The sequence below is a fragment of the Xylanimonas allomyrinae genome (assembly GCF_004135345.1).
Lineage (GTDB): Bacteria > Actinomycetota > Actinomycetes > Actinomycetales > Cellulomonadaceae > Xylanimonas > Xylanimonas allomyrinae.
This window is the reverse complement of the sequence record NZ_CP035495.1, coordinates 1,864,525-1,891,477: the sequence shown is the minus strand read 5'-3', so window position 1 is coordinate 1,891,477 and position 26,953 is coordinate 1,864,525. Positions and strand designations below refer to the sequence as shown.

The following is a 26,953-nucleotide window of genomic DNA, read 5'->3' as shown; positions in this document are numbered from 1 at the left end:
GAGCCGGGGGAACGGAAGGCCCGACGTGCCTGGCCGGGCTACCGCGCCGCGGGTCCGAGCGCCGCAGCGAGCGCCGCCGCGAACCGGCGTGCGGACGCCGCCGGCAGCGGCCCGTAGTGCACCACGAGCGCGGCGCGCTGCTCGCGCACGGCGAAGTCCCCGAGCGTCGAGCAGCGGAACCCGGCGTCCTGGACCGATCGGCGCACGCACCACTCATCGATGCCGGCGGGCAGGTCGATCACGGCCTCGGTGCCGCACGCGTCGCCCCGCACGCGTACCGCCGGGGCGTGGCTGGCGAGCGCGGCGACGAGCGCGTCACGGCGGTCCTCGACCAGGCGCAGGGTCCGGTTGTGGTGGCGGTACAGGGCACCCGAGGTGAGGTAGTCGGCGAGGGCGCGCGCCGTGTAGCCGCACACGGGAGCGACCGCGTCGTCGCGCCGCGCCGTCCGCTGCGGTGCGACGAGCCAGACGACCTGCAGGTCGGTGGCGACCAGCTTGGCCGACGACCCGAGGAAGGCCACGCGGGCACGGTCGTCCCCGCCCTGGGCCTGGGCGGCGAGCGGCACGGGCGGCGCCGCTCCGAAGGTGAAGACGGCATCGTGATCGTTCTCGATGACGACGCCGCCGGTGCGGCGCGACCAGGCGAGCAGGGCGTCGCGGCGTCGCGGGCTGAGCGGCGCCCCGGTCGGCCACTGCCGTGCGGGGGTGACGTGGACGGCCGCGACGTCGTGCCCGAGGAGGTCGACGCGCAGCCCCTCGTCGTCGACGGGGACGGAGCGCACGCGGCACCCGGCGAGCGCGAGCCTGCGTTGCAGGCCCGGCAGGCTGGGGTCCTCGATCACGACCTCGCGCCCGGAGAGCTCGAAGCCGTCGACGACGTCGGCCACCGCAGCGCTGAGGCTCGGGCGCAGCACGAGGTCCTCGGGCGAGGCGACGATCCCGCGCGTGGTGCGCAGGAAGTCGACCAGGGCGTGGCGCAGCTCGTCGGTGCCGTGCATCGCGCTCGGGTCGGCGCAGGCGGGGCCCGAGCCGGGCCGTCGGGGGTGTTCGCGTGTGCTCGCCGTCGTGCGAGGCGAGGCGCGCTCGTCGAGCCAGCCGCCCCCCGTGAGGGGTGCGACGGCGCGGCGCCAGGCTCGGTTCCAGTCCTGGGCGTCGAGCGTCTCGGGCGTGGCGCCGCCCGGGACCGACAGGTCGACGCAGGGCGGCGCTGGGCGCCGGGCGACGGGTGCCGGTGTGGGCGGCGCCGCCGGGCGGACCAGGAGGCGTGCGCCGCTGCGCACGACCGTGGCACGGCCCTGGACCGCCGCGAGCACGCCCATCCCGGCCAGCCGCTCGTAGGCCGCGACCACGGACGAGCGCGCGATGCCCGTCGAGTCGGCCAGCACGCGCGACGACGGCATCGGGTCACCGTCCTGGAGCTGCCCGTCGTGCAGTGCCCGCACCACGCCTCGGACCACGCGTTCGGTGGCCGGGTGGACGGCGGGGTCGAGGGCGAGACGCAAGGCGGCAGTGGCTCGTCGTCGCACCATGTTCCATCGTCACGTCCCCCTGACGGGGCGCAGCGGCGAGGAGGCGGCGGCTGCTCGGTCCGTGGCGCGTGACGTCCGGCGTCTGTCGCACCGGGACCGGCCGTGGCTCTGGCCGTCGGGTCGCCGAGGCGTCAGCCGAGGTAGACCAGCACCTCGCCGTGCAGGTACCCGTTGGTCGCGACGGCATTCCCGCCCCACGGCCCCGGAGCGCCGTCGAGCGACGTGAACCGCCCCCCGGCCTCGGTGACGATGGGGACGAGCGCGGCCATGTCGTAGACCTCGAGCTCGGGCTCGGCGGCGATGTCGGCGGCGCCTTCGGCCACCAGCATGTACGACCAGAAGTCTCCGTACCCGCGGGTGCGGTAGCAGCGCCGGGTCAGGTCGAGGAACCCGTCGAGCTTGCCGCGCTCCTCCCACCCGCCGAGCGAGGCGTAGGAGAGCGACGCGTCCTCCAGGGTGCGCACGCCCGAGACGTTCATGCGCGTCGCCGAGGACAGCGCGCGGCCCGTCCACGCGCCCTGCCCCTGGGCCGCCCACCAGCGCCGCCCGAGCGCCGGCGCGGAGACGAGCCCCATGACGACGTCCTCGCCGTCGGCGAGCGCGATGAGCGTGGCCCAGACGGGTACGCCGCGCACGAAGTTCTTGGTGCCGTCGATGGGGTCGATGATCCAGCGCCGGGCGCCGTTGCCGGCCGACCCGTACTCCTCGCCGACGACGGCGTCGCGCGTGCGCGCCCGTTTGAGCTGCGCGCGGATGAACTCCTCGGCTGCGCGGTCTGCGTCGGAGACGGGGGTGTTGTCGGGCTTCGTCTCGACGTGCAGGTCGAGCGAGCGGAAGCGCTGCATGGTCAGGGCGTCGACCTGGTCGGCGATGACGTGGGCCAGCCGCAGGTCGTCTTCGTACGTGCGAGCGGGGGTCACGCTCACACGCTAGCGGTGCGCGAGGCCAGCAGGCGGCGAAAGCTCGTCAGGCGGACCTCGCGTGTCGCTCTGGTCTCGGTGTCGGGGGAGGCTGCGAGCCAGTCGTCGAGCGCGCAGTCGGGTGCCCCGTCGAGGTGCGTGCAGCCGCGCGGGCACCGCTCGGCGGCCTCGTCGAGGTCCTCGAACGCGGCGAGCACGTGCTCGACCTCGACGTGCGCGAGCCCGAGCGACCGCACGCCCGGGGTGTCGACGACCCATCCCTGGGCGCCGGGCAGCCGTAGCGCGACCGCCGACGTCGAGGTGTGCCGCCCGCGGCCCGTCACGTCGTTGACGTGCCCGGTGGCTCGCCGTGCGCTCGGTACGAGGGCGTTGACCAGCGTGGACTTGCCGACGCCCGAATGGCCCAGCAGCACCGAGACGCGCCCGCGCAGCCGCTCGCGCACGGCGTCGACCGACGCCGGGTCCGCGAGGGTCGCGGTCACGACGACGCTCACCCCGAGCGGCTCGTACAGCCCCCGCAGCTCGTCTGCGGGCGCGAGGTCCGCCTTGGTGAGGCACAGCAGCACGTCCATCCCGGCGTCGTAGGCGGCGACGACGGCGCGGTCGATCATGCCGGTGCGTGGCTCGGGCTGGGCGAGCGCGGTGACGATGACGAGCTGGTCGGCGTTCGCGACCACGATCCGCTCGTACGGGTCGGTGTCGTCGGCGGTGCGTCGCAGCACGGACGTGCGCTCACCGATCCGCACGATGCGGGCGAGAGCGTCCTTGCCCCCCGAGGTGTCGCCGACGACGTCGACGCGGTCGCCGACGACGACGCGCGTGCGCGCGAGCTCGCGCGCCTTCATGGCGTGCACGGCGCGCTCGTCGGGCAGTCCCTCGGCGAGCAGCAGGGTGTAGCGCCCGCGGTCGACGCCCGTGACGAACCCGACGACGGCGTCCGCGTGCTCGGGGCGCTGCTTGGTGCGGGGCCGTGAGCCGCGCTTGGACGGGCGCGCGAAGGCGTCGTGCTCGTCGCGCCCGCCCCGGCGCGCCATCAGAGCATCGCCTGCCAGAGGCCGGCGAAGCCGGGCAGGGTCTTGGCGGTCGTCTCGACGTCCTCGACCTGCACGCCCGCGACCCGCAGCCCGATCAGTGCGCCCGACGTCGCCATCCGGTGGTCGGCGTAGGTGCGGAAGACGCCGCCGTGCAGCGGGCGCGGCGTGATGACCAGGCCGTCGCGCGTCTCCTCGGCCTGCCCGCCGAGGCGCGTGATCTCGGTGGCGAGCGCCGCGAGCCGGTCGGTCTCGTGACCGCGCAGGTGGGCGATGCCGCGCAGCCGACTGGGGGAGTCGGCGAGCGCGGCGAGCGCGGCGATGGTCGGGGTGAGCTCTCCGGCGGCCTTGAGGTCGACGTCGATGCCGTGGACGGTGCTGTCGCCGGTCACGGTCAGCACGCCGTCGGACAGCGACGCCGAGCCGCCCATGCGCTCGAGCAGGCCGGGCACGAGGGCGCCCGGCTGCGTCGTCGACGTCGGCCAGCCGGGCACCGAGACGCGACCGCCTGCGACGAGCGCGGCCGCGAGGAACGGCGCCGCGTTCGACAGGTCGGGCTCGACGCGCACGTCGCGGGCGGCGATCGGGCCGGGCGAGACCACCCAGATGCCGTCGCGGGAGTCGTCGACGGTGACACCGGCGTCGCGCAGCGTCGCCACGGTCATCTCGATGTGCGGCAGGCTCGGCAGCGTCGTGCCGACGTGGCGCAGCGCGAGCCCCTGCTCGAACCGGGCGGCCGCGAGCAGCAGCCCGGAGACGAACTGGCTGGAGGCCGAGGCGTCGACGTCGACGGCGCCGCCGCGCAGCCCTCCGCGTCCGGCGATCGTGAACGGCAGCGTCGTCGGCAGGTCGCCCTCGGGGCCCGTGACGCCGACGCCGAGCGCGTGCAGCGCGCGCAGCACGGGTCGCATGGGCCGCACGCGCGCCTGCGGGTCGCCGTCGAACCGCACGGGGCCGTCGGCGAGCGCGGCGACGGGCGGCAGGAACCGCATCACGGTGCCGGCCAGGCCGGTGAAGATGTCGACGTCGCCCTTCAGGCGGCCGGGCGTGACGTGCAGCGTCGAGGGCGCGTCGCCCTGCTCGATGCCGACGCCGAGCGTGCGCAGGGCGCCGATCATGAGGTCGGCGTCGCGGCTGCGCAGCGCGCCGCGCAAGGTGCCGGGGCCGTCGGCGAGCGCGGCGAGCACGAGCAGCCGGTTGGTCAGCGACTTGGACCCGGGGATCTCGACGCGCGCGGCGAGGGGGCCGGAGGAGACTGGTGCGTCCCAGAGCTCGGAGGTGCTGGTCTCGGGCGCTCCGGGAGCGGTCGGCGTCATGCGCTCAGGCTACTGTCCGCGTGCCGCGCTCCCCGGCGCTCGGTCGCCACGCGTCGGCGTCTGCGCGGCGGGGTCTGCGCGTCGGGGTCTGCGCGTCGGCGTCTGCGCGGCGGGGCCTACGCGGCGGGGCCTACGCGGCGGGGCCTACGCGGCGGGGTGGGCCTTGTGCGCCTTCTGCGCCTTGAGTCGTCGCGCGTTGCTCACGCGCCACGACAGCCCGGGCTTGCCCTCGGTGTCGAGCCCGGCGAGCAGCGCACCGCCGACGGCCCCGAGCGCGCGCACGAACTTCGCCGTCTTCTCGGCGCGCTCCGGCCCCTTGGCGGTGAACGGCTGGTGCACGACGGCGAGCGGCAGCGCGAGCGCGGCGAGCTTGAGCGAGGCCAGGCGTGGCAGGAACCCGGCTCCGAGCGCGACGCCCAGGACGGCGGTGAGCCCGCCGTGGGCACGCACGGCGAGCGTGAGGTGGGCGTCGGTGAGCCGCGCGACGCCGAGCCTGTCGGTCGCCTGGTCGGCGAGCCCGCGCGCGGCCTCGACGTGCTCGTCCGGATGCAGGGCCGCCTGGACGCCGTCGTAGACGAAGGGAGCGGCCAGCAGGGGACGGGCGACGCGACGCAGCAGCATGGGTCCACCTTTGCAGAGCCGCCGACCGTGTGCAGGTCGGCGGCGGCGGGAATGCGCGCACCGTCGCGCGGCGTTCCACAGGACGATGTCGTACACAGCCTCGTGCCCCTCCCAGCCCGCCTCGGTCCAGCCCGCCTCGGTCGAGACGGTGCACCTGTTCGCCTTCCCCGCGCGCGTCGACGGCGTGGCCAAGGGCGCCGCACCGTCCTGGCCGCCCGTGACGTTGACCCAAGGGCTAGGCTCGGGCGCGATGAGCGACGCACTGAGCCCCGAGGTTCCCGGCCCCGACACGCCCGGCGAAGGTGCGTCCGGCCCAGACGTCCTGCCCCCTGGCGAGCGCGTCGACATCGAGCCCGGGACCGACCGTGCCCCGCAGGGCGAGGGCGCAGGGGACCGGGCCGCGCGCTTCGAGCGCGACGCCCTCGTGCACCTCGACCAGCTCTACTCGGCCGCCCTGCGCATGACGCGCAACCCCGCGGACGCCGAGGACCTGGTGCAGGAGACGTTCGCGAAGGCGTTCGCCGCGTTCCACCAGTACAAGCCGGGCACGAACCTCAAGGCGTGGCTGTACCGCATCCTGACGAACACGTTCATCAACAACTACCGCAAGAAGCAGCGCGAGCCGCAGCAGTCCCAGGCCGAGGAGGTCGAGGACTGGCAGATCGCCCGCGCGGCGTCGCACACGTCGCAGGGACTGCGATCGGCCGAGGCCGAGGCGCTGGATCGCCTGCCCGACTCCGACGTCAAGCGGGCCCTCGCCCAGCTTCCCGAGGACCGTCGCATGGTCGTCTACTACGCCGACGTCGAAGGATTCCCGTACAAGGAGATCGCCGAGATCATGGGCACGCCGATCGGGACCGTGATGTCCCGCCTCCACCGCGGGCGCAAGCAGCTGCGTGAGCTGCTGGCCGACTACGCCGCGGAGCGCGGGCTGGTCCCCGCCGCAGTCCCGGCCGAGGCGCACGGAGGTGCGAAGTGAGCGAGCCGATCGCGCACGAGGTCGAGGGCGGGAACGAGTGCGAGCACGTCCTGATCCACATCAGCGAGTACCTGGACTCGGAGATGACGCCGGAGGACGAGCAGCGGATGCGCGCGCACCTCGCGCACTGCTCGCCGTGCCTCGCCGAGCTGAGTGCCGAGGAGATCATCAAGAATCTGGTGCGCCGCACGTGCACCGAACGCGCCCCGGAGGCCCTGCGGGCACGCATCCACGCACAGCTCACGGTGATGACGTCGGGGGACTGAGCGCGCCGTCCTGCGGACATGACGAGAGGCCGCGACCCTGTGGGGTCGCGGCCTCTCGTGCGTCCTGGCTGCGCGGCGGGCGAGCGCACTCGGCTCTCGCCTCCGCTGCGCCTGCGGATCAGGCGTTGGGACGCTTGCCGTGGTTCGCGCCGTTGCCCTTGCGGCTGCGACGCTTCCGACCGCGCTTGCTCATGATTGCTCCCACTGGTGGTGGACGGATGTCGGTCCATGTTCCCACACGGTGTTGGCAGGTGGCGAAACGCGATATATCGTGTCCTGATCGCGATATATCGCGTTCCACCTCTCAGGAAGGCACACCATGGCCACGGAACGCTGGACCGTCACCGGCCCGCAGACGATCGAGCTCGACGGCGTCAGCGCCCTGTCCGTGCGCTGCGTCGACGGTCGCGTCGACGTCGTCGCCCACGACGAGCCCGTCACCCGCATCGAGGTCCACTCCGTCGACGGACGCCCCCTCGAGGTCAGCCTCGACGACGACGGACGCCTCGTCGTCGGGCACGAGACCCTCAGCGGGTGGAAGGCGTTCTTCGAGAACTTCAGCGACTTCACCGGACGCGCCCGCGCCGACCTGCAGGTGGCCGTTCCGCGCGGCACACCCGTGAGCCTCGGCATGGTCCGCGGCGAAGCGCTGCTCGCCGGGACCAGCGCCAAGGCGCGCGTCCACACCGTGTCAGGCTCCGCGCTCGTCACCGACGTGCACGGCCCGCTCGACGTCAACACGGTCTCCGGCGAGGTCACCGTGCGCGACCTGCGCGGCGACATCCACGCGAACAGCGTCTCCGCCGACCTCACCGTGACCGGCGTCGTGCCGGCCGTGGACATCAGCACCGTCTCCGGAACCGTGACGCTCGACCTCCACGAGCAGCCACGAACCGTGCGCTGCAACGCCGTCTCCGGCTCGTTCGTGATCCGCGTGCCCGACCCCGGCACCGTCCGCGCCAAGCTCACCGGCGTCGGCGGCCGGCTCGTGGTCGGCGGCGTCGAGGCCAGCGGCTTCGGCACCAAGACCCTCGGCGCCGCCGCGCCCGCCGCCACCACCCTGGAGGCCAACGTCGTCACCGGCGACGTGACCGTGCTCGGCGCACCCGCCGGAGCACGCTGATGCCCCCCGTCTTCGCCCACGGCGAGCTCCGGCTCTACCTCCTGGCCCTTCTGCAAGACGGCCCGCGCCACGGGTACGAGCTCATCACCGAGCTCACCCACCGGTTCGGCGGCACCTACCGGCCCAGCGCCGGCACCATCTACCCGCGGCTCGCACGGCTCGAAGAAGAAGGCCTCGTACGGCGCGACGACGCCGGGCGCACCGCTCCCTACGTGCTCACCGAGGCCGGTCGCGCCGAGCTCGACGCCCGGCGCGACGACCTGCGCCGGCTCGAGCACTCCGTCGCCGCGACGGTCCGCGCCCGCGCCGACGAACTGCGCGACGACGTCCGCGCCACCATGCAGGGCCTGCGCGCCGAGCTCGCCGCCGCCGCGCAAGAAGTCCGCGCACGCCCCGCCCCCGACGTGCCGCCCGACCCGCGCCGGGCGGCGTCGTACGCCGCCCGACGCGAGGTCGAGGCGCTCGTCCAGCGGTTCCGCGCCGACGTCCTGGCCGACCTGCGCCAGGCCGACCTGGCGGAGGCCGTCGGGACGCTCACGGTCGAGACGGCACGCACCGTGCTCGACGGCGCCCGCGCCGCGATCCGGGCGACGATCCACGGCTGAGCCACAGGCAGGGGCTCCGGCTCAGCCCTCGGGTCTGCTGGTCGGACTGGGCCTGCGCTGCGCTGCGGGCGGGTGCCTCGTGCCTCGGCCCCCACCCTGCGCTGCGCTCCGGCTCAGTCCTCGGGTCTGCTGGTCGGACTGGGCCTGCGCTGCGCTGCGGGCGGGTGCCTCGTGCCTCGGCCCCCACCCTGCGCTGCGCTGCGGCTCAGTCCTCGGCCGGCAGGCCGAGCCAGGCGTGCCAGCCCGTGTGCAGCACCAGCCAGGCCATGAGGCCGTACCCGGCCTGGCCGGGGTAGAGCGTGCCGCTCTGCGCGAGGTCAGCCAGCCACTGCTCGTGCTGGGCGAGAGGCGTGTACGTGTCGACGTACGGCACGCGGCGTCGCGAGGCGACGTCGGCGAACGCGGCGGACAGCTCGGCGATGTGGTCGCCGTCCTCGGGCCTGCCGGGAGGCGGCCCGACCACGAAGGTGGCCGCGCCGTTCGCCGAGGCCATGTCGAGAACGTTGGCGAGATTGAGGCGCGAGCGCGCGATCGACAACCCGGCGTCCAGGTCGTGCCGCCCGAGCGCGACCACGAGCCGGTTGTCGTACTCGGCGTCCGGCCCGAACCGGGGACCGGTCTCGGCCTCCCAGCGGGCCCCGAGTCCCGACGTCGTCTCGCCCGGAACCGCGAGCGTGAAATGCATCGCGGGGCGGTCGAAGTGGGACCGGGCCATCACGCGGCCGACCCAGCCGAGCGCGCGAGGGTCCCCGACGCCCACGCTCAGCTCGTCGCCGACGACGCAGATGCGCACGGATCGTGCGGTCACGGCCTCACCCTTCCGACTCCCGAGATGTCCTCCGCTGCGCCGACATTCTTCCGTGCCGAGGGCGCGGACGTGGGGATGTCAGAGCAGCGTGGCGCCCCAGCGCACGACGTGGCGCTCACCCGGTGCGAGGCGCACGAGCCGCTCCCCGGTGTTGAAGGCGTCCGCCACGCAGCTCATCGGCTCCGCCGCGAGCCCCGCACGAGGGAAGTGCGGGATGTGGTTCGCCGAGCACACCTGCCACGTCTCCATCGAAGCGTCCATCCACACCGCCGGAGTGCGGCCGTCGGGGCAGCCGAGGCGGCACCAGGAGAGCCCGTCGCCGTCGCGCGTCACGTCGACCCAGGCGTCGTCGAGGTCGAGGCCCGCGAGCGAGCGCTCGGTGCGCAGGTCGAACGCTCCGGCGACCGGCTCGGTCCCGGTCGGCAGCAGGCGCTCGTCGACCGTGACATGCGTCGTCGCGTCGAGCCGGACGGTGCACGCGTCGAGGCTCGCGCCGCCGGGGGACAGCCACGGGTGGAACCCCACGCCGTAGGGAGCCGTGCCCGCGCCGACGTTGCGCGTGGTCAGCGTCACGTCGAGCCCGGCGTCGGACAGCGAATACCGCGCCTGCGAGACGAGCTGGAACGGCCAGCCCTTCTGCGCGGGCAGCGCAAGCTCGAGGGTCACGGCGTCCGTCGTGGCCTCGACGAGCGACCAGCGAACCCAGCAGGCGAGGCCGTGGAGGGCGTTGCCGCGCTCGGGCTCGCTCTGCGCGAGCTCGTAGCGCGTGCCGTCGACGGCGTAGGCACCGTCGCGCAGGCGGTTGGGCCACGGCAGCAGGACGGCGCCGTTGAACACGGGCGCCACCTCGTCCTGCGCGAACGGGACGAACACGTCGCGCCCGCCCACCGTGTACTCGCGCACCATCGCGCCGACCTCGGCGACGACGGCGCGGTGCTGCCCGTGGGAAATGACGTGCTGGGTGCCGGACGGCGCGGGCACTGTGGTGGGATCGCTGGTGGTCACGTGCCCACGGTATCCGCCCGGGCGCACCTGGCACGCCGTAGTGTGTATCCGTTGAACTAACAGGGGAGGAACGATGGAACGACGGGTACTAGGTCGTACCGGCAGGATGGTCTCGGTCGTGGGCCTGGGGACCTGGCAGCTCGGGGCGGACTGGGGTGAGGTCACCGACGACGACTCCCGCGCCGTCCTCGAGGCCGCGCTCGAGGCGGGCGTGACGTTCTTCGACACGGCCGACGTCTACGGCGACGGCCGGTCCGAGCAGGCCGTCGGCAGGCTGGTCAAGGACCACCCCGACGCCGGCATCACCGTGGCGACGAAGATGGGCCGCCGCATGGACCAGGTGCCCGAGAACTACGTGCTCTCCCACTTCCGCGAGTGGACGGACCGCTCCCGCAGCAACCTCGGCGTCGACACGATCGACCTCGTGCAGCTCCACTGCCCGCCGACGGCCGTCTACTCCACCGCCGAGGTCTACGACGGCCTCGACACCCTCGTCTCCGAAGGCGCGATCGCCGCCTACGGCGTGAGCGTGGAGACCACGGCCGAGGCGCTCGAGGCGATGACGCACCCGGGTGTCGCGAGCGTCCAGATCATCCTCAACGCGTTCCGGCTCAAGCCGCTCGAGCAGGTGCTGCCCGCGGCGTCGGAGGCCGGGATCGGCATCATCGCCCGCGTGCCGCTCGCGTCGGGCCTGCTCTCGGGCCGCTACACCAAGGAGACGACGTTCGCCGCCGAGGACCATCGCACCTACAACCGCAAGGGCGAGGCCTTCGACGTCGGCGAGACGTTCTCGGGCGTGGACTACGACACGGGCGTGACGGCGGCGACAGAGTTCGCCGAGCTCGTCGGCGCGCTGCCCGAGGACCTCACCCCGGCCCAGGCAGCCATCGCCTGGATCTGGCAGCAGCCGGGCGTCTCGACGGTCATCCCCGGTGCTCGCAACCCGGACCAGGCGCGCGCCAACGCTGCCGCGGGCGCGGTACCGGCCCTCGGCCCGCTGTTCGCGTCGAAGGTCAAGGACCTGTACGACCGCCACTTCCGCGCCCAGGTCCACGACCGCTGGTGACGTGACGGCGCACGCCGTCGAGAGAGTGCCTCAGGCACCGTCCCGACGGCGTGCGCGGGCTCCTCAGCGGGCGAACGCCTCCGCGATCAGCGTCTGCTGCTGGGCGGCGTGCAGGCGATGGGTGCCCGCCGCCGTCGCCGCCGACGCCGGTCGCGAGACCACGCGGACCGTGCGGCGCAGCTCTGCCGGCAGCGCGAGGTGCAGGTACGACCACGCGCCCTGGTTCTCGGGCTCGTCCTGGACCCACACGACGTCGTCGGTCGGGTACGCGGCCAGCTCGGCGACGATCTCTGCCTCCGGCAGCGGGTAGAGCTGCTCAAGGCGGACCAGCGCCGTCGTCGTGTCGCCGCGCTGCGTGCGCTCGGCGAGCAGGTCGTAGTACACGCGCCCCGAGCAGAGGATCACCCGTGACACACCCGCGGCCGGCACGCTGGTGTCCGCGATGACCGGGCGGAACGTGCCCGACGTGAAGTCCTCGACGCTCGACGCCGCCGCCTTGAGCCGCAGGAGCTGCTTGGGCGTGAACACGATGAGCGGCTTGCGCGGGCGCTGGTAGGCCTGGCGGCGCATCAGGTGGAAGTAGGACGCCGGGGTCGACGGGTGCGCGATGACCATGTTGTCCTCGGCGGCGAGCTGGAGGAACCGCTCGATGCGCGCTGACGAGTGGTCGGGCCCCTGACCCTCGTAGCCGTGCGGCAGCAGCATGACCAGCGACGACGACTGGCCCCACTTCTGCTCGGCCGACGACACGAACTCGTCGATGACCGTCTGGGCGCCGTTGACGAAGTCGCCGAACTGCGCCTCCCACATGACCAGGGCGTCGGGACGCTCCACCGAGTAGCCGTACTCGAACCCGAGCGCGGCGTACTCCGAGAGCGAGGAGTCGTAGACCCAGAACTTCGCCTGGTCCTTGGTGAGGTAGTTCAGCGGGGTCCACTCGGCGCCGTTGGTGCGGTCGTGGAACACGGCGTGGCGCTGCGTGAACGTGCCGCGCCGCGAGTCCTGGCCGGCCAGACGCACCGGCGTGCCCTCCATGAGCAGCGAGCCGAACGCGAGGATCTCGCCGAAGCCCCAGTCGATGCCGCCCTCCTTGGCCATCAGGCGGCGCGTCTCGAGCAGCTTGCCGAGCTTGGGATGGACCGTGAAGCCCTCGGGTGGCGCGACGTGCGCCTCGCCGATGCGCTCGACGATCGAGTGCGACACGGCCGTCTTCCAGCCGACCATCGTGCCGGCGTCCTCGCGCTGCGCCTCGGGGCGCTCGAGGCCGCCGACGTGCTCGGCCGTGGGCTGGGCGCCGACGCCCTGCTTGGTCTCGGTGAAGACGCGCTCGAGCTGCTGCTGGTAGTCCTGCAGCGCGAGCTCGGCCTCCTCGACCGTGATGTCGCCGCGCGCGACGAGACTCTCGGTGTAGAGGCGTCGCACCGAGCGCTTCTTCTCGATGAGGTTGTACATGAGCGGCTGCGTCATCGACGGGTCGTCGCCCTCGTTGTGGCCGCGGCGGCGGTAGCAGATCATGTCGATCACGACGTCGCGGTCGAACTGCTCGCGGTAGGCGAACGCGAGCTCGGCGACGCGCACGACGGCCTCGGGGTCGTCCCCGTTGACGTGGAACACCGGGACCTGGAAGCCCTTGGCGATGTCGGTCGCGTACGTCGTCGAGCGCGAGCTCGACGGCCCGGTGGTGAAGCCCACCTGGTTGTTGACGATGACGTGGATCGTGCCGCCGGTGCGGTAGCCGCGCAGCTGCGCGAGGTTGAGCACCTCGGGCACGACGCCCTGGCCGGCGAACGCGGCGTCGCCGTGCACGAGGATCGGCAGCACCGAGAAGCCGTCCCCGCCCAGGTCGATGCGGTCCTGCTTGGCGCGCACGATGCCTTCGAGCACCGGGTCGACGGCCTCCAGGTGCGACGGGTTGGCCGCCAGGTGCACCTTCGTCGTGGCACCCGACTCCGAGGTGAACGTGCCCTCGGTGCCCAGGTGGTACTTCACGTCGCCCGAGCCCTGCACGGAGCGCGGGTCGAGCTGGCCCTCGAACTCCTTGAAGATCTGGCCGTAGCTCTTGCCGGCGATGTTCGCCAGCACGTTGAGGCGGCCGCGGTGCGACATCCCGATGCCGACCTCGTCGAGGCCGCCCTCGGCCGCCTTCGACAGGATCGCGTCGAGCAGCGGGATGAGTGACTCTCCGCCTTCGAGCGAGAAGCGCTTCTGGCCCACGAACTTGGTCTGGAGGAACGTCTCGAACGCCTCGGCGGAGTTGAGACGGCGCAGGATGCGCTGCTGGTCCTCGCGCGGCATGCGGGCGTACCCGGTCTCCAGGCGGTCCTGGATCCACTTGCGCTGGGCGCGGTCGGCGACGTGCATGTACTCGACGCCGATGCTGCGGCAGTACGAGTCGCGCAGGAGGCCCAGCGTCTCGCGCAGCGTCGCCTTGGGCTTGGTGCCGAACCCGACGGTCGGGAACGTGCGGTCGAGGTCCCACAGCGTCAGGCCGTGGTTCTGCACGTCGAGGTCGGGGTGCTTGCGCAGGCGGTAGGCCAGCGGGTCGGTGTCGGCCATGAGGTGGCCGCGCGAGCGGTAGGCGTGGACGAGCTCGGAGATGCGCGCGGGCTTGGCGGCCTCGTCGTCGGCGTCGTGCGTGTTGTCGCGCACCCAGCGGATCGGTTCGTACGGCACGCGCAGCGAGGTGAAGACGCGGTCGTAGAAGCCGTCGAGCCCGAGCAGCTTGTCGGCGATGTTCTTGAGGAACTCGCCCGACTGCGCGCCCTGGATGATGCGGTGGTCGTAGGTCGAGGTGAGCGTCATGACCTTCGAGACGCCCATCTTGGACAGCTGCTCGACCGACGCGCCCGCGAACTCCGCGGGGTAGTCCATGGCGCCGACGCCGATGATCGTGCCCTGCCCCTGCATGAGGCGTGGCACAGAGTGGACGGTGCCGATGCCGCCGGGGTTGGTCAGCGAGATCGTGGTGCCCTGGAAGTCCTCGACGGTCAGCCGCCCGTTGCGCGCCTTGCGCACGAGGTCCTCGTACGCGGCGACGAAAGCCTTGAAGTCGAGCGCACCGGCGTCCTTGATCGACGGCACGAGGAGCTGGCGTGACCCGTCCGGCTTGGCGAGGTCGATCGCGAGGCCGAACCCGATGCCCGCGGGCTGCACGATGCCGGGCTTGCCGTCGACGAGCGTGTAGTGCGCGTTCATGACCGGCATGTCGGACAGCGCCTCGACGAGCGCGAAGCCGATCAGGTGCGTGAACGACACCTTGCCGCCTCGCGTGCGCTCGAGGTGGTTGTTGATGACGATGCGGTTGTCCACCATGAGCTTGGCGGGCACGGCGCGCACCGACGTCGCCGTGGGGACCTCGAGCGAGGACTCCATGTTGGTCACCACGCGCGCGGCGGGGCCGCGCAGCTTCGCGACGGCGTCCTCGGCCACCACCGGTGGCCTGACGGTCGCGACGGCGGCCTCTGCGTAGGGCGCGGTGGTCGGCTGCGCTGTCGCGACGGGGCGTTCGGCCGGCAGGGGGTCGACCGTGCGCGTGGGGCCGGGGGAGGCCGGCCCTGGTGCCGTCGTGGCGGCGGGGGCCGGCGTCGGTGGCGCTGGAGGCCGCGCGGGTGCCGGGGTCGCCCCGGACGACGGGACGTAGCCGTCGAAGAAGTCCCACCACGCGGGGTCCACCGCGTTCCGGTCCTTCAGGTACTGCTCGTACAGCTCGTCCACGAGCCCGGCGTTGGCTCCGAACTCGGCACCGGCGCTCTCGCTGATCGACGTCGACTCAGCCTTGGGGACACCACGCGTGTTTCGCCCACTTTCACGTGTTGCATCGGGTCTCTTGTTGTCGCCGAGAGTGATTCGTGGCACACCCCCGGACGCGCCCAGCCTATGCCTTGCGAGGCGGCCTTCCCCGGGCCGTCCAGCGCCCGTTCGCGCCCCGGTCGACGGGAGGCAAAAGGTCGGGCAAGCCTCTTCCGGCGCCCTCGGGTGAACCGTCAACTATCGGCATCCGGATGCCCGCCGGGTTCCCCGCGAGGCGCGAAATGTGAGGAAGGTCACATCTGGGAACGGTGCTCACGTGTCCGCTGGTGTCGTGGACACCCCCGCCGCCGGGTGCGCCCGCGCGGGCAGCACCAGCCGCATGGTCGCCCCCGCCCCGGTCGGCGAGTCCGTGACCGACACGTGGCCACCGTGCAGGTCGACGGCCCACCGCACGATCGCCAGGCCGATGCCCGTGCCCCCGCTCGCCGTGCCCACTCCGGGCGCGGTGCCGCCCCGGGCGAACCGCTCGAAGACGCGCTCGCGATCCTGCGGTGCGATCCCCGGACCGTCGTCGGACACCTCGATCACGACGTCGTCGGCCTCGGGGTACCCGTCGAGGCGGATCTCGCCGCCGTGCGGCGAGTGCCTGATCGCGTTCTGCAACAGGTTGACGACGATCTGGCGCAGCCGCTCGGCGTCGGCCTCCAGAACAAGGTCGGGAGGCGTCACGTCGACGACGTAGCGCAGGTTCTTCGCCGCCTCGACCATGCTGAGCGCCTGCGCGCAGTCCTCCAGGAAGTCACCGACGTCGATGCGCGTGATCGTGAGCGCCGAGGCGCCGGCCTCGACGCGCGAAAGGTCGAGCAGGTAGGTCACGAGCCGGGTCAGGCGCTCGGTCTGCGCGAGCGAGAGCTCGAGCGCGGCCGGCGTGGGCTCGGTGACGCCGTCGACCATGTTCTCGAGCTGGGCCTGAAGGGCCGCGACGGGCGTGCGCAGCTCGTGCGAGACGTTGGCGATCAGGTCGCGGCGGGTGCGGTCGGCTGACGCGAGGTCCTCCGCCATATGGTTGAACGCCGCGGCGAGCGCCCCCACCTCGTCGCTGCTGGTCGCGGTCACCCGCTGGCCGTAGTCACCCGCCGCCATCGCCTCGGCGGCCGCCTTCATCTCGCGCAGCGGCGACGTCATGCCGCGCGCGAGCACCTGCGTCAGGACCAGCGACAGCACGATGACGAGCGGGACCGTGCGGGTCGGGCCCAGGTGCACGCGCAGGCCGAGCCACGTCAGCGCGGCGGCGAACGACGTCGCCGCGACCACGAGCACGCCGAGCTTGATCTTGATCGACCGCAGCGGGTCGAGCGGCCGGATCGCCACGACGCAGCCCCGAACCTCTCAGGAGGCAGGCGGTTCGAAGGCGTAGCCCACGCCGTGCACCGTGCGGATCAGGTCCGGTCCGAGCTTGCGGCGCAGCGCCTTGATGTGCGAGTCGACCGTGCGTGTGCCGGACGCGTCGGCCCAGTCCCAGACCTCCGCCAGCAGGCGCTCGCGCGTGAGCACCGTCTTGGGGGAGGAGGCCAGCATGACCAGCAGCTCGAACTCGGTGGGCGTCAGGTGGATCTCCGTGCCGTTGCGGTGGACGCGACGCTGCGCCCTGTCGATCGCCACGTCGCCCATGACCAGCGGCGGGTCGGCCGGCGCGACGACCGCCGCCTGCTGTGCGCGTTCGACGCGGCGCAGCAGCGCCTTGACGCGGGCGACGAGCTCGCGCATCGAGAACGGCTTCGTCATGTAGTCGTCCGCGCCGACGCCGAGGCCCACGAGCATGTCGGTCTCGTCGTCGCGCGCCGTGAGCATGAGGATCGGGACGGGCTGGTCGGCCTGGATGCGGCGCGTGACCTCGAGCCCGTCGATGCCGGGCAGCATGACGTCGAGCACGACGACGTCGGGCCGCAGGCGGGCTGCCGCATCCACCGCAGCGAGGCCGTCGCGCGCGACCTCGACACGCCAGCCCTCGGCCGTCAGGCGTTGCGCCACGGCCGTGGCGATCGCGGGCTCGTCCTCGACCACCAGGATGGTTGCCGTCTGCTGGGTGACCTCGGGTGCCATGGGATCAGGTTGGCACACACCGTTGGCGAAAGCCTGATACCGGGCCGCTGACGGTCGCCGCCTGTGGATACGATCGGCCACGATGGACCGACCCCGACATCCCAGCGCCTTGCCCGCCGCGCCGCGTGGAGCCTCCGATGACGGGTGACTGGCTCATGGTCGCCCTCGGCGTCGTCCTGACGGCCGGGACCGCCGTGTTCGTCGCCGGAGAGTTCGCTCTCGTCACCCTCGACCCCGCGATCCTCGGCGAGCAGCACGGCTGGCGGCACCGCTCGGTGCGGTCCGGGCTCAAGCACCTGTCGATCGAGCTCAGCTCAGCCCAGGTCGGCGTCACGGTCACCACGATCCTGCTGGGCTACACCACGCAGCCCGCCCTGCTGAACCTGTTCTCCGCGGGGCTGCGGTCCGCACCCGTCGGCCCCGCGGTGGCCGGCGTGCTGGCGGCGGTCTTCGGCCTCGTCGTCGTCAACGTGTTCTCGATGCTCGTGGGCGAGCTCATCCCCAAGAACTACGCCCTGTCGGCCCCGTACCGGACGGCGCTGTGGGTCGTGCCGCTCGTCCGGGGCTTCACGCGCGTCGGCCGGCCCCTGATCGTGCTGTTCAACAGGTCGGCGAACGGGCTGCTGCGCCGCGTGGGCGTCGAGCCGCGCGAGGAGCTCTCGGGCGCGCGCTCGGCGCCCGAGCTGCTCTCCCTCGTCAAGCGATCGGCCCAAGAGGGCACGCTCGAGCAGTCGGTGGCCACGCTGCTGACCAACTCGATCGAGCTCGACGAGCTCTCGGCGCGAGACGTCATGACCGACCGCATGCGCCTGGTCGTCGTCGAACGCGACCACACCGCGGACGAGGTCATCGCGCTGGCCCGCCGCACGGGGCACTCGCGCTTCCCGGTCATCGGCGAGGACCGCGACGACGTCGTCGGCATCGTCCACCTGCGGCGCGCCGTGGGCGTGCCGTTCGAACGGCGGTCCGAGGTGCCGGTGGCGGCGCTCATGGGCGACGCCCCGCGCGTGCCCGAGACGGTGCGCCTGGGGCCGCTGCTCGTCGAGCTGCGCTCGTTCGGGCTCCAGATGGCCGTCGTCGTCGACGAGTACGGTGGCACCTCCGGCGTCGTCACGCTCGAGGACGTCGTCGAGGAGCTCGTCGGCGACGTCGCCGACGAGCACGACCCGCGCCGCGCCGGCGCGGTGCGCGCCGCCGACGGCTCGTGGGTCGTGCCGGGTGTCATGCGGCCCGACGAGCTCGAGGAGACGACCGGCATTCCCGTCCCCGAAGACCCGGCGTACGAGACGCTCGGGGCCTCGTCATGGCGCTGCTGGGCCGCGTGCCCGTCGTCGGCGACGTCGTCGAGGTGAGCGCGCGGGGACGCACGGTGCGGCTGCGGGTCGAGTCGATGACCGGGCGGCGGGCCGAACGGGTCCGGGTGCGCGAGCTCCCCGCGGAGCACCCATGAGCACGCCCATGGCGATCGTGATCGGCGTGCTGCTGCTGGCCGGCAACGCATTCTTCGTCGGCGCCGAGTTCGCCATCATCTCCGCGCGCCGGTCGGCCATCGAGCCGCGCGCGGCCGCGGGCGAGCGCCGCGCCCAGGTGGTGCTGTGGGCGATGGAGCACGTCTCGCTCATGCTCGCCGCGGCGCAGCTCGGCGTGACCGTGTGCTCCACCGGGCTCGGCATCGTTGCCGAGCCCGCCGTGGCCGCGCTGCTGGAGCGCCCGTTCCACGCCGCCGGCGTCCCCGACGGGCTGGTCCATCCCGCGTCGTTCGTCGTGGCGCTCGCCGTCGTCGTCTACCTGCACGTCGTGCTCGGCGAGATGGTGCCCAAGAACCTCGCGGTCGCGGGGCCCGAGGCGGCCGTGCTGTGGTTCGGGCCGCCGCTCGTGGTGTTCGCCCGCGCCGTAAGGCCGGTCGTCGGCGCGCTCAACTGGCTGGCCAACCACGCCGTGCGGATGACGGGGGTCGAGCCCAAGGACGAGGTCGCCTCGGCGTTCACGGCCCAGGAGGTGCAGTCGATCGTCGAGCACTCGCAGGCCGAGGGCCTGCTGCTCGACGCGCAGGGCCTGCTCGGCTCGGCCATCGAGTTCTCGGCGCGCACCGCGGGCGACGTCATGGTGCCCGTCGCGCAGCTCGTCACCGTGACCGACGCCGTCACACCCGACGACGTCGAGCACCTCGTGGCGCGCACCGGCTTCTCCCGGTTCCCGGTCGTGAGCGGCGGGCCCGGCGAACTCACCGGCTACCTGCACCTCAAGGACGTGCTCTACGCGTCCGACGGCGACCGGCACCTGCCCGTGCCGGCCTTCCGCGTGCGCGCGCTGGCGACCGTCCACCCGCAGGACGAGGTCGAGGACGCGCTGCGGGCCATGCAGCGCACGGGCGCGCACCTGGCCAAGGTCGAGGGGCCGGGCGGCGTGCTCGGCGTCGTCTTCCTCGAGGACATCCTCGAGGAGCTCGTCGGCGAGGTGCGCGATGCGATGCAGAAGCGCCAACGACGGATCTGAACGCGCATGACCTTGGTCACATCGGGCGCCCCTTGTCGCATCTCGCGCCCCTTTCGGGGTCGATGTCTCTCTTGGGGGCTTGGCGGCGGTTCCCGATCCCGTTATCGTCCCTGACGGACGGGCCGGGGTTGTCGCCCCCGCCCGTTTCCCAGGACCAGAGCGTGCGCCGTGGGGCGCCGCGCCGGACGAACGGCGCGAGAACGGGAGGTGGACGTGGAGCCGACGAGCACCACGTCTGCGCCCCGCCCGGTGCTGATGACACGACGAGAGCGCCGTGAGGCCGAGGCTCGTGAGCGTGAGGCCACGCTCGCCGCGGCCGGCCCCTCGGGGGACACCGTCGTCGTAGGCGGCATCACGTTCGCCGGGCCGGCGCCGATCAGCCCGGTGCTCGGGAACCCCGTCGTCCGGACGCTCGACAGTTCTGCGCGCCAGACGCCGGCCAAGCCCGTCGCCCAGGCGCCCGCCAGCCCTTTCCCGCCCCTGACGCCCGCAGCCGCGCCGGCGCGACGCACGGCGTACGCCGCGCCGCTCCCGGCGCCGCCCAGCGCAGCCGAGCAGCCGGCGGTGCGACGCAAGGCGGTGCCCCCGCGACGCGGGTCACGCCCGCGACCAGCCAGGGCCACGAGGGCACGGCGCAGAGCCGTCCGGCCACCGTGCCGACCGCACCAGGTGACGCACCGCTCGCGCGCACGTCTCAGCCGCTGCCCTCCCGCCGCGAGCTACGCCTGCAGGCCGAGCGTGCCGCCCGCGGCACCAGCGCGGGCCCGGCGGCCCCGGCCAGCAGGGCCGCGCGCGCGGGACGCCCCGAGCGCCAGGCTCAGCCCGAGACCGATGGCCGCAGGCGCGGCGCCTGGCTGCCGCGTGTCGCGGTGCTCGGAACGCTCGCGGCCGCCACGATCGCCGCACCGTTGACGCCGCTCAGCTCGGTCGCGAACGGGCGCGGAGCATCACCCTTCGGCCTCGATCACGCGCCTTCGGGGCCATCGACGCTCGACGTCGTCCGCGCCCGCGTGGCCACCCCGGCCACTGCCCCTGGCATCGCGGCGCCGCCGACGGTGGCCCGGGTGGCGTCCGCGGCGTCGCGGTCGGCGGACCGCGACCCGTTGCCGGGCTGCTCCGCCGACGTCACGGTCACCAGCCCCAACGGGCACCTGACCGCGGCCGAGCTCTGCGACCTGCCGTTCGCCCCCGGGATGCGGTTGCAGCCGAGCGCCGCGGTGGCGCTGACGGCGCTCAACGAGGCCTTCCGCGCGGAGTTCGGCACCAACATCGGTCTCGTCGACAGCTACCGATCGCTGAACCGGCAGTACTCGGTCAAGGAGACGCGCGGGTATCTCGCGGCCCAGCCGGGCACCTCGATGCACGGCCTCGGCCTGGCGATCGACCTGTCGTCGGCGGTCACGGGCAGTCCGGCCGCCTACAGGTGGCTCGTGGAGAACGGCGCCGCGTATGGCTGGGAGAACCCGCCGTGGGCCCGTCGCGGTGGCACGGGCAACTACGAGCCGTGGCACTTCGAGTTCCGGCCGGGCGTCGAGAAGCTCACGACCGGGAAGTGACGGCCGGGCGCGCGTGCCGCCTACAGCGTCAGCCGCCCGTTGGGGCCGAAGTCCTGCCGGAACCGCGGTCCTTGCGCGGTCAGCTCGCGCGCGAACGGCGCGGCCCATGCGCTGTACGGGTCGACGGCGAGCGACTCGTTCGAGAACCGCCTGTCGTCGGTGAGCTCCGTGACGCAGAACTCGGGGATCTGCAGGTCGGTCACGGGCCCTGAGCGCTCGCACTCGGCGACGATCAGCGGGTGGTTCGCCCCGCCGAACACGTCGATCACCCACCCGTCGGCGCCGAGCCACGCCGCGTACCGCGTCTTGAGGATCTGCGCGCCACCGCGCCGGACGAGCTCGACGCCGACGCTCGGCTCGATCTCCCGCTCGGCCTCGTAGCGCGTCCCGCCCACGCTCGGGCCCTTGACCGTGACGGCGGCGAAGTCGACGTCGCCCTGGTGGCGGTCGAGCACGTCGCGGGCGTCCGACGACGCCCCCAGCCGCGCCTCGATCCCCGAGGCCTGGCAGCGCACCCGCAGCGCGTACCCGCCGTCGGACAGGAAGTAGCTCTGGACGATGAGCGCGGGCGTGTCCCGGAGCGCGGCGGGCAGCTCGCGCACGAGGAAGCGGCGCTCGAACTCGAAGTCCGCATACCCGGTGGTCTCGTCGGTCATCGCGCCAGCGTAGCGATCGACGGCGCTGCGGCGGAGGCCCGCAGCGACGAACGGTGCTCCCAGGCGCGGGCGCGCGGGCGCTGGGTAGGGTTGCGGTCGTCCGCGCCACCTGCCACGGGAAGGGAGCCTGCCATGCTGCTGGCGCCTGGTCTGCATCGTGTCGGGAACGACATCGTCGCCGCCTACCTCGTCGAGGGCGAGGGCGGCCTGACCCTCGTCGACGCGGGCCTGCCGGGCCAGTTCCGCGACCTGCTGCGCGAGCTCACGGCCATGGGTCGCTCGCTCGCCGACCTGCGCGGCGTCGTCCTGACGCACGGCGACACCGACCACCTCGGCTACGCCGAGCGTCTGCGCCGCGACCACGGCGTGCCGGTGTACGTCCACGAGGCCGACGCCGCGCGCGCCCGCGGGCAGGAGCGCACGCATCCGGCGTGGGGAGCATGCGCCTCGGTCCCGTCGCGCGATTCCTCTGGTACGCGGCCCGCCACGGCGGCCTGCGGCCCGTCCACGTCACCGAGGTCACGCCGGTGCACGACGGCGACGTGCTCGACCTGCCGGGCTCCCCGCGGATCGTCGGGCTGCCCGGCCACTCACCGGGGAGCGTCGGCGTCCACCTGCCGGGTCTCGACGCGGTCTGCGTCGGCGACGCCCTGACGACCTTGCACGTGCTCACCGGGGTCAGCGGGCCGCAGCCGGCGCCCTTCACGGACGACCCGGCCGCGGCCCTCGCGTCGTACGCCCGCCTCGCGGAGGTCGACGCGACGTGGGTGCTGCCCGGTCACGGCACGCCATGGCGGGGTGGGACGCGCGAGCTCGTGGCTCAGCTCACGGGCTCGGCCGCCTGAACGTGCCGCTCGGGGACGCCGTTGTACGCGGCGAGCGGCCTGATCAGGGAGTTGTCGGCCTGCTGCTCCAGGATGTGCGCCGTCCAGCCGGTGACGCGTGCCGCGACGAACAGCGGGGTGAAGGTCGGGGTGTCGAAGCCCATGAGGTGGTACGCGGGGCCTGACGGGAAGTCGAGGTTGGGGTAGATGCCCTTGCGCTCGACGAACTCGCGCTCCAGCGCCTCGTAGAGGGCCAGCACGTCCGGCCGGTCGTAGTGCTCGACGAGCGCGCCGAGGGCGGCCCGCATGGTCGGCACGCGGGAGTCGCCGTGCTTGTAGACGCGGTGGCCGAACCCCATGATCTTGCGGCGCTCGGCGAGCGCCGTGTCGAGCCACGGACGGACGTTGCCGGCGGTGCCGATCTCGTCGAACGTGTGCATGACCATCTCGTTGGCACCGCCGTGCAGCGGCCCCTTGAGCGCCCCGATCGCGCCGACGACCGCGGAGTGCAGGTCGCTGAGCGTGCTCGTGATGACGCGCGCGGTGAACGTCGAGGCGTTGAACGAGTGCTCGGCGTACAGGATCATCGACCGGTTGAACGCGTCGACGACGACGGGGTCGGGCAGGTCGCCGTGGGTCATCCACAGGAAGTTCTGGGCGTACGTGAGGTCCTCACGCGACGGGATCGGGTCCAGGCCGTGCCGGCGCCGCTGCCCGTAGGCGACGATCGCCGGCAACGCGGCGAACAACCGCAGGCTGCGTGCCACGTTCTCCTCGCGTGACGCCCCGGACTCCAGGAGCGACTCGCCCTCGCCTTCGCGGGCACCGATCACGCTGACGGCGGTACGCACCTCGTCCATGGGGTGCGACCCCAGCGGCAGCGCGTCGATGGCGGCGCGCACGTCGTCGCGCAGCATGCGGTGCGGGCGCCCGTTGGCCCGCAGCCACTCCAGGTCGTCGTCGGTCGGCAGCTCACCGTTCCACAGCAGCAGCGCGACGGCCTCGAACAGCTGGGTGTCGGCCAGCTCCTGGACGGGGTAGCCGCGGTAGAGCAGCGAGTTGGTCTCAGGGTTGACGCGGCTGATCGCGGTCGAGTCGGCGACGACGCCGGCAAGGCCGCGGCGGATCTCCTCGGTCATGGCTCCTCCTTGAGCGTGAAGTCGTAGACACTGCCGTCGAACGCCGCGTAGCCGGCGTAGTCGAGCAGCTCGTACAGCCGTGCGCGCGTCTGCATGCCGGGGACCTGCGAGCGCAGGGACCCCTCGGCGCGCAGCGCGTCGAGCGCCCGCTCGGCCGCGCCCATGGCGACGCGCAGCAGCGAGACGGGGTAGATCACGATCGCGACGCCGGCGTCGGCGAGCTGCTCGCGGGTGAACAGCTCGGACTTGCCGAACTCGGTCATGTTGGCCAGCACCGGGACCGGCAGCGCGCTCGCGAACGCCTCGAACTCGGCCGGCGTCGTGAGCGCCTCCGGGAAGACGGCGTCGGCGCCGGCGTCGACGAGGGCCCGCGCCCTGTCGAGCGCGGCGCCGAACCCGAGGACGGCGCGCGCGTCCGTGCGGGCCATAATCAGCAGGTCGGGGTCGCGCCGGGCCTGGACCGCGGCACGGACCCGTTGCAGCGCCGTCGCGTCCTCGACGACCTGCTTGCCGTCAAGGTGGCCGCAGCGCTTGGGGTTGACCTGGTCCTCGACGTGCAGGCCCGCGACCCCGGCGTCCTCGAGCGTCTGCACCGTGCGTGCCATGTTCATCGCCTCGCCGAACCCGGTGTCGGCGTCGACCAGCGTGGGCAGGTCGGTCATGCGTGCGATCTGGCCCGTACGGGTCGCCACCTCGGTGAGCGTCGTGAGGCCGACGTCGGGCAGGCCCAGGTCCGCGGCGACCACCGCGCCCGACACGTAGACCCCGCCGAACCCCTTGTCCTGGATCAGGCGGGCCGCCAGCGGGTTGAACGCCCCCGGCATCTCGACCAGCTCACCTGAGCGCAGGCGCGCGCGCAGGGCCTGCCGCTTGGCCGACGGCGTGAGGGTGGAGTACAGCATCAGAAGATCCCCCGGGTGGCGGTCACGCTCGCGGCCGGGTCGGCCAGCGGCGTCACGGTCAGGCCGCCCAGCTCGTCGGCGCTCAGCTCGGGCAGGCGCTGTGCGACGTCGAGGAAGCGCTCGGTCTCCGCGTCGGCGAGGACGCCCTGCGCGAGCGTGCGGAACTTGCGGACGTAGTCGGCGCGGGCGAACGGGCGCGCGCCCAGCGGGTGCGCGTCGGCGACGGCGATCTCCTCGACGACGGTCTCGCCGCTGGTCAGGGTGATCTCGACGCGGCCGCCGAACGCCTTCTGGGCGGGGTCGTCCGAGTGGTAGCGGCGGGTCCACTCGGCGTCCTCGGCCGTGGTGACCTTGCGCCACAGCGCGACCGTGTCGGGGCGGGCCGCACGCGCGGGGGAGTAGGAGTCGACGTGGTGCCACGCCGCGTCCTGCAGCGCGACCGTGAAGATGTAGGGGATCGAGTGGTCGAGCGTCTCGCGCGAGGCGCTCGGGTCGTACTTCTGCGGGTCGCCCGCCCCTGAGCCGATGACGTAGTGCGTGTGGTGGCTGGTGTGCAGCACCACGCGCTCGACGGCGGCCGGGTCGCGCAGCTCGGGGCGCTCGGTGCCCAGCCGCCGGGCGAGGTCGATGAAGGCCTGGGCCTGGTACTCGGCCGAGTGCTCCTTGGTGTAGGTGTCGAGGATCGCCCGGCGCGGCTCGCCAGGCTCGGGGAGCGCGACGTCGTAGGCCCCGTCGGGACCGTCGAGCAGCCAGGCGATGACGCCGTCCTCGCCCTCGTAGATCGGGGAGGGGCTCGTCTGCCCGCGCATCGCGCGGTCGACGGCCTCGATCGCCGCCTTGCCCGCGAACGCCGGTGCGTACGCCTTCCAGGTCGAGATCTCGCCCTTGCGCGACTGACGCGTGGCCGTCGTCGTGTGCAGGGCCTGGGCCACGGCCTGGGCGATCGTCTCGGGTGCGAGCCTCAGCAGCGTGCCGATGCCCGCGGCAGCGCTCGGCCCGAGGTGGGCGACGTGGTCGATCTTGTGCCGGTGCAGGCTGATCGCGCGCACCAGGTCCACCTGGATCTCGTAGCCGGTGACGATGCCGCGCACGAGCGCGGCGCCGTCGGCTCCCAGGTGCTGCGCGACGGCCAGCACGGGTGGGATGTTGTCGCCCGGGTGCGAGTACTCCGCGGCGAGGAACGTGTCGTGGTAGTCGAGCTCGCGCACGGCGACGCCGTTCGCCCACGCGGCCCACTCGGGGCTGGTCCGGTGCGTGGAGCCGACGACGGTCGCGCCCCGTCCGCCCGCGGGGACGCAGTGCGCCTCGGCCTGGGCGCGGGCGGCGAGGATGGGTGCCCGCCCGAGGCTCGCCGTCGCGACGGCGGCGTTGTCGATGACGCGGTTGATCACCATGTCGGTGACCTCGGGCGTCGGGTCGAGCTGCTCGGCGGCGACGGCGGCGATGGCGTAGGCGAGCTGCTCCTCGCGGGGCAGGTTCTCGTCGCTGCGGTGGACGCGGACGTGGTGCGTTCTCATGCGGGGTGCGCTCCGGTTCTCACGACGTTCTCGAGGCTGTGGTGCAGGTGGACGTGGGTCGCGTGGGCGGCCAGATCTGGGTCGCCGGCGGCGATGGCGCTCGCGATCGTGCGGTGCTCGGCGGCGGCTTCCGCGAGCCTCGCCGGGTCGTCCTGTGCGATCCGGCGGATGCGGGCCAGGTGCGTGCGCACCGTGGTCAGGGCCGCGACGAGGTAGTCGTTGGCCGCGGCGGCGTCGATCGCGGCGTCGAGCCGCGCGACGAGGTCGTAGTAGGCGACCCGTTCGCTGGGCGAGGCCGCGAGCTCGTCGGCGAGCTGCTGGAACACGGCGGGGTCCCCGCGCCGTGCGGCCAGCCGCGCCGCCTGCGTCTCGAGCGCCTGACGCACCTCGTAGAGCGCGTGGACGCGCCCGAGGTCCATGGGAGCGACGGCGAGCCCTCGCCCGCCGACGGCGACGGCGAGCCCGTCGGCGGTCAGGCGCGCGAGGGCCTCGCGCACCGGGGTGCGAGACACGCCGAGGCGCTCGGCCAGCTCGATCTCGCCGAGCGAGTCGCCCGGGCGCAGCTCCCAGCCGACGATCGCGTCGCGCAGTGCGCGGTACGCGCGTTCGCTGGCGCGGGGAGTGGCTTCGATGACGCTCATGTATGCAGAACCTAGCCTCGGCTCGCCGTCAGGTCTACCCCCACCCGGGTTCTGTATACAAAGACCGTTCCTGCGCGGCAGCCGCCGATGCGTTCGTGCC

24 protein-coding genes and 2 pseudogenes are annotated in these 26,953 nt (G+C 73.3%); 10 read left to right on the top strand and 16 right to left on the bottom strand.

Annotated features, from left to right (window positions below):
- Positions 1–38 precede the first annotated feature (38 nt).
- The 5 genes from ET495_RS08665 to ET495_RS08645 all read right to left on the bottom strand — a co-directional run bounded on the left by ET495_RS08665 (position 39) and on the right by ET495_RS08645 (position 5,417).
- On the bottom strand, positions 39–1,529 hold the full coding sequence (locus ET495_RS08665) for an aminotransferase-like domain-containing protein (protein WP_129204282.1): 1,491 nt from the start codon (positions 1,527–1,529) through the stop codon (positions 39–41).
- A gap of 131 nt (positions 1,530–1,660) precedes the next feature.
- On the bottom strand, positions 1,661–2,449 hold the full coding sequence (gene hisN, locus ET495_RS08660; protein ID WP_425471224.1) for a histidinol-phosphatase: 789 nt from the start codon (positions 2,447–2,449) through the stop codon (positions 1,661–1,663).
- 2 nt (positions 2,450–2,451) lie between these two features.
- Positions 2,452–3,483, bottom strand: coding sequence for a ribosome small subunit-dependent GTPase A (gene rsgA / locus ET495_RS08655; RefSeq protein WP_129204278.1), 1,032 nt, complete (start codon positions 3,481–3,483; stop codon positions 2,452–2,454).
- A complete protein-coding gene (aroA, locus tag ET495_RS08650; protein ID WP_129204276.1) occupies positions 3,483–4,796 on the bottom strand; it encodes a 3-phosphoshikimate 1-carboxyvinyltransferase in 1,314 nt (437 codons plus the stop codon). Before aroA ends, rsgA begins: the two co-directional genes overlap by 1 nt.
- A 144-nt stretch (positions 4,797–4,940) precedes the next feature.
- The gene (locus tag ET495_RS08645; RefSeq protein ID WP_129204273.1) at positions 4,941–5,417 is read right to left on the bottom strand and encodes a DoxX family membrane protein; all 477 of its coding nucleotides are present in this window, start codon (positions 5,415–5,417) and stop codon (positions 4,941–4,943) included.
- Between the two features lie 85 nt (positions 5,418–5,502).
- On the opposite strand from ET495_RS08645, the gene ET495_RS08640 reads away from it, so the two are divergent.
- On the top strand, positions 5,503–6,396 hold the full coding sequence (locus tag ET495_RS08640; RefSeq protein ID WP_281276188.1) for a sigma-70 family RNA polymerase sigma factor: 894 nt from the start codon (positions 5,503–5,505) through the stop codon (positions 6,394–6,396).
- Entirely contained in the window at positions 6,393–6,662 is a 270-nt protein-coding gene (rsrA, locus tag ET495_RS08635) for a mycothiol system anti-sigma-R factor (protein ID WP_129204271.1), read from the top strand. The genes ET495_RS08640 and rsrA overlap by 4 nt, the downstream gene beginning before the upstream one ends.
- Positions 6,663–6,780: 118 nt before the next feature.
- Here the strand turns inward: rsrA and ET495_RS19680 are convergent, their stop codons facing one another.
- Positions 6,781–6,855, bottom strand: coding sequence for a 50S ribosomal protein bL37 (locus ET495_RS19680; RefSeq protein WP_375791718.1), 75 nt, complete (start codon positions 6,853–6,855; stop codon positions 6,781–6,783).
- Positions 6,856–6,981: 126 nt separating this feature from the next.
- Between ET495_RS19680 and ET495_RS08630 the strand changes: the two genes are divergently transcribed.
- Both ET495_RS08630 and ET495_RS08625 read left to right on the top strand, forming a co-directional pair.
- Positions 6,982–7,785, top strand: a complete 804-nt coding sequence (locus ET495_RS08630) for a DUF4097 family beta strand repeat-containing protein (RefSeq protein ID WP_129204269.1) — start codon at positions 6,982–6,984, stop codon at positions 7,783–7,785.
- Complete coding sequence (locus tag ET495_RS08625) at positions 7,785–8,390, top strand: PadR family transcriptional regulator (RefSeq protein WP_129204267.1); 606 nt, start codon at positions 7,785–7,787, stop codon at positions 8,388–8,390. Before ET495_RS08630 ends, ET495_RS08625 begins: the two co-directional genes overlap by 1 nt.
- A gap of 205 nt (positions 8,391–8,595) precedes the next feature.
- Here the strand turns inward: ET495_RS08625 and ET495_RS08620 are convergent, their stop codons facing one another.
- Both ET495_RS08620 and ET495_RS08615 read right to left on the bottom strand, forming a co-directional pair.
- On the bottom strand, positions 8,596–9,198 hold the full coding sequence (locus tag ET495_RS08620) for a GDSL-type esterase/lipase family protein (protein ID WP_245993384.1): 603 nt from the start codon (positions 9,196–9,198) through the stop codon (positions 8,596–8,598).
- A 78-nt stretch (positions 9,199–9,276) separates the two neighbouring features.
- Positions 9,277–10,203, bottom strand: coding sequence for an aldose 1-epimerase family protein (locus ET495_RS08615; protein WP_129204265.1), 927 nt, complete (start codon positions 10,201–10,203; stop codon positions 9,277–9,279).
- 73 nt (positions 10,204–10,276) lie between these two features.
- Here ET495_RS08615 and ET495_RS08610 point away from each other — a divergent pair, with 73 nt between their 5' ends.
- Complete coding sequence (locus ET495_RS08610) at positions 10,277–11,269, top strand: aldo/keto reductase (protein ID WP_129204263.1); 993 nt, start codon at positions 10,277–10,279, stop codon at positions 11,267–11,269.
- Between the two features lie 63 nt (positions 11,270–11,332).
- Here the strand turns inward: ET495_RS08610 and ET495_RS08605 are convergent, their stop codons facing one another.
- From ET495_RS08605 to ET495_RS08595, 3 genes are all read right to left on the bottom strand, one after another.
- Positions 11,333–15,028: a multifunctional oxoglutarate decarboxylase/oxoglutarate dehydrogenase thiamine pyrophosphate-binding subunit/dihydrolipoyllysine-residue succinyltransferase subunit gene (locus ET495_RS08605; RefSeq protein ID WP_129205946.1), complete on the bottom strand. Its 3,696-nt coding sequence runs from the start codon at positions 15,026–15,028 to the stop codon at positions 11,333–11,335.
- A gap of 303 nt (positions 15,029–15,331) precedes the next feature.
- Positions 15,332–16,390 carry a sensor histidine kinase gene (locus tag ET495_RS08600; protein WP_129204261.1) on the bottom strand — a complete coding sequence of 353 codons (1,059 nt, stop codon included), beginning with the start codon at positions 16,388–16,390 and terminating at the stop codon, positions 15,332–15,334.
- Between the two features lie 18 nt (positions 16,391–16,408).
- Complete coding sequence (locus tag ET495_RS08595; protein ID WP_129204259.1) at positions 16,409–17,122, bottom strand: response regulator transcription factor; 714 nt, start codon at positions 17,120–17,122, stop codon at positions 16,409–16,411.
- A 137-nt stretch (positions 17,123–17,259) separates the two neighbouring features.
- On the opposite strand from ET495_RS08595, the pseudogene ET495_RS08590 reads away from it, so the two are divergent.
- From ET495_RS08590 to ET495_RS08580, 3 genes and pseudogenes are all read left to right on the top strand, one after another.
- Positions 17,260–18,572 (top strand): annotated as a pseudogene (locus tag ET495_RS08590) (hemolysin family protein).
- Positions 18,569–19,618: a hemolysin family protein gene (locus tag ET495_RS08585; RefSeq protein ID WP_129204257.1), complete on the top strand. Its 1,050-nt coding sequence runs from the start codon at positions 18,569–18,571 to the stop codon at positions 19,616–19,618. The pseudogene ET495_RS08590 and the gene ET495_RS08585 overlap by 4 nt, the downstream one beginning before the upstream one ends.
- Positions 19,619–20,271: 653 nt before the next feature.
- On the top strand, positions 20,272–21,174 hold the full coding sequence (locus ET495_RS08580) for a M15 family metallopeptidase (RefSeq protein WP_129204255.1): 903 nt from the start codon (positions 20,272–20,274) through the stop codon (positions 21,172–21,174).
- Between the two features lie 20 nt (positions 21,175–21,194).
- Here ET495_RS08580 and ET495_RS08575 read toward each other — a convergent pair whose 3' ends face one another.
- Positions 21,195–21,830, bottom strand: a complete 636-nt coding sequence (locus ET495_RS08575) for a CYTH domain-containing protein (RefSeq protein WP_129204253.1) — start codon at positions 21,828–21,830, stop codon at positions 21,195–21,197.
- Between the two features lie 132 nt (positions 21,831–21,962).
- On the opposite strand from ET495_RS08575, the pseudogene ET495_RS18620 reads away from it, so the two are divergent.
- Positions 21,963–22,187 (top strand): annotated as a pseudogene (locus tag ET495_RS18620) (MBL fold metallo-hydrolase); the annotation flags it as partial.
- 83 nt (positions 22,188–22,270) lie between these two features.
- Positions 22,271–22,675 (top strand): MBL fold metallo-hydrolase, encoded by a 405-nt coding sequence (locus ET495_RS18615; protein WP_245993553.1) that lies wholly within the window; start codon positions 22,271–22,273, stop codon positions 22,673–22,675.
- On the opposite strand, the gene ET495_RS08565 is transcribed toward ET495_RS18615, so the two are convergent.
- Genes ET495_RS08565 through ET495_RS08550 form a run of 4 tightly spaced genes read right to left on the bottom strand, consistent with a single transcriptional unit; the run spans position 22,651 to position 26,853 of the window.
- Positions 22,651–23,793, bottom strand: coding sequence for a bifunctional 2-methylcitrate synthase/citrate synthase (locus tag ET495_RS08565; RefSeq protein ID WP_129204251.1), 1,143 nt, complete (start codon positions 23,791–23,793; stop codon positions 22,651–22,653). The genes ET495_RS18615 and ET495_RS08565 overlap by 25 nt on opposite strands.
- Entirely contained in the window at positions 23,790–24,695 is a 906-nt protein-coding gene (prpB, locus tag ET495_RS08560) for a methylisocitrate lyase (protein ID WP_129204249.1), read from the bottom strand. Before prpB ends, ET495_RS08565 begins: the two co-directional genes overlap by 4 nt.
- Complete coding sequence (locus ET495_RS08555) at positions 24,695–26,212, bottom strand: MmgE/PrpD family protein (RefSeq protein ID WP_129204247.1); 1,518 nt, start codon at positions 26,210–26,212, stop codon at positions 24,695–24,697. The genes prpB and ET495_RS08555 overlap by 1 nt, the downstream gene beginning before the upstream one ends.
- Positions 26,209–26,853 (bottom strand): GntR family transcriptional regulator, encoded by a 645-nt coding sequence (locus ET495_RS08550; protein ID WP_129204245.1) that lies wholly within the window; start codon positions 26,851–26,853, stop codon positions 26,209–26,211. The genes ET495_RS08555 and ET495_RS08550 overlap by 4 nt, the downstream gene beginning before the upstream one ends.
- Positions 26,854–26,953 lie beyond the last annotated feature (100 nt).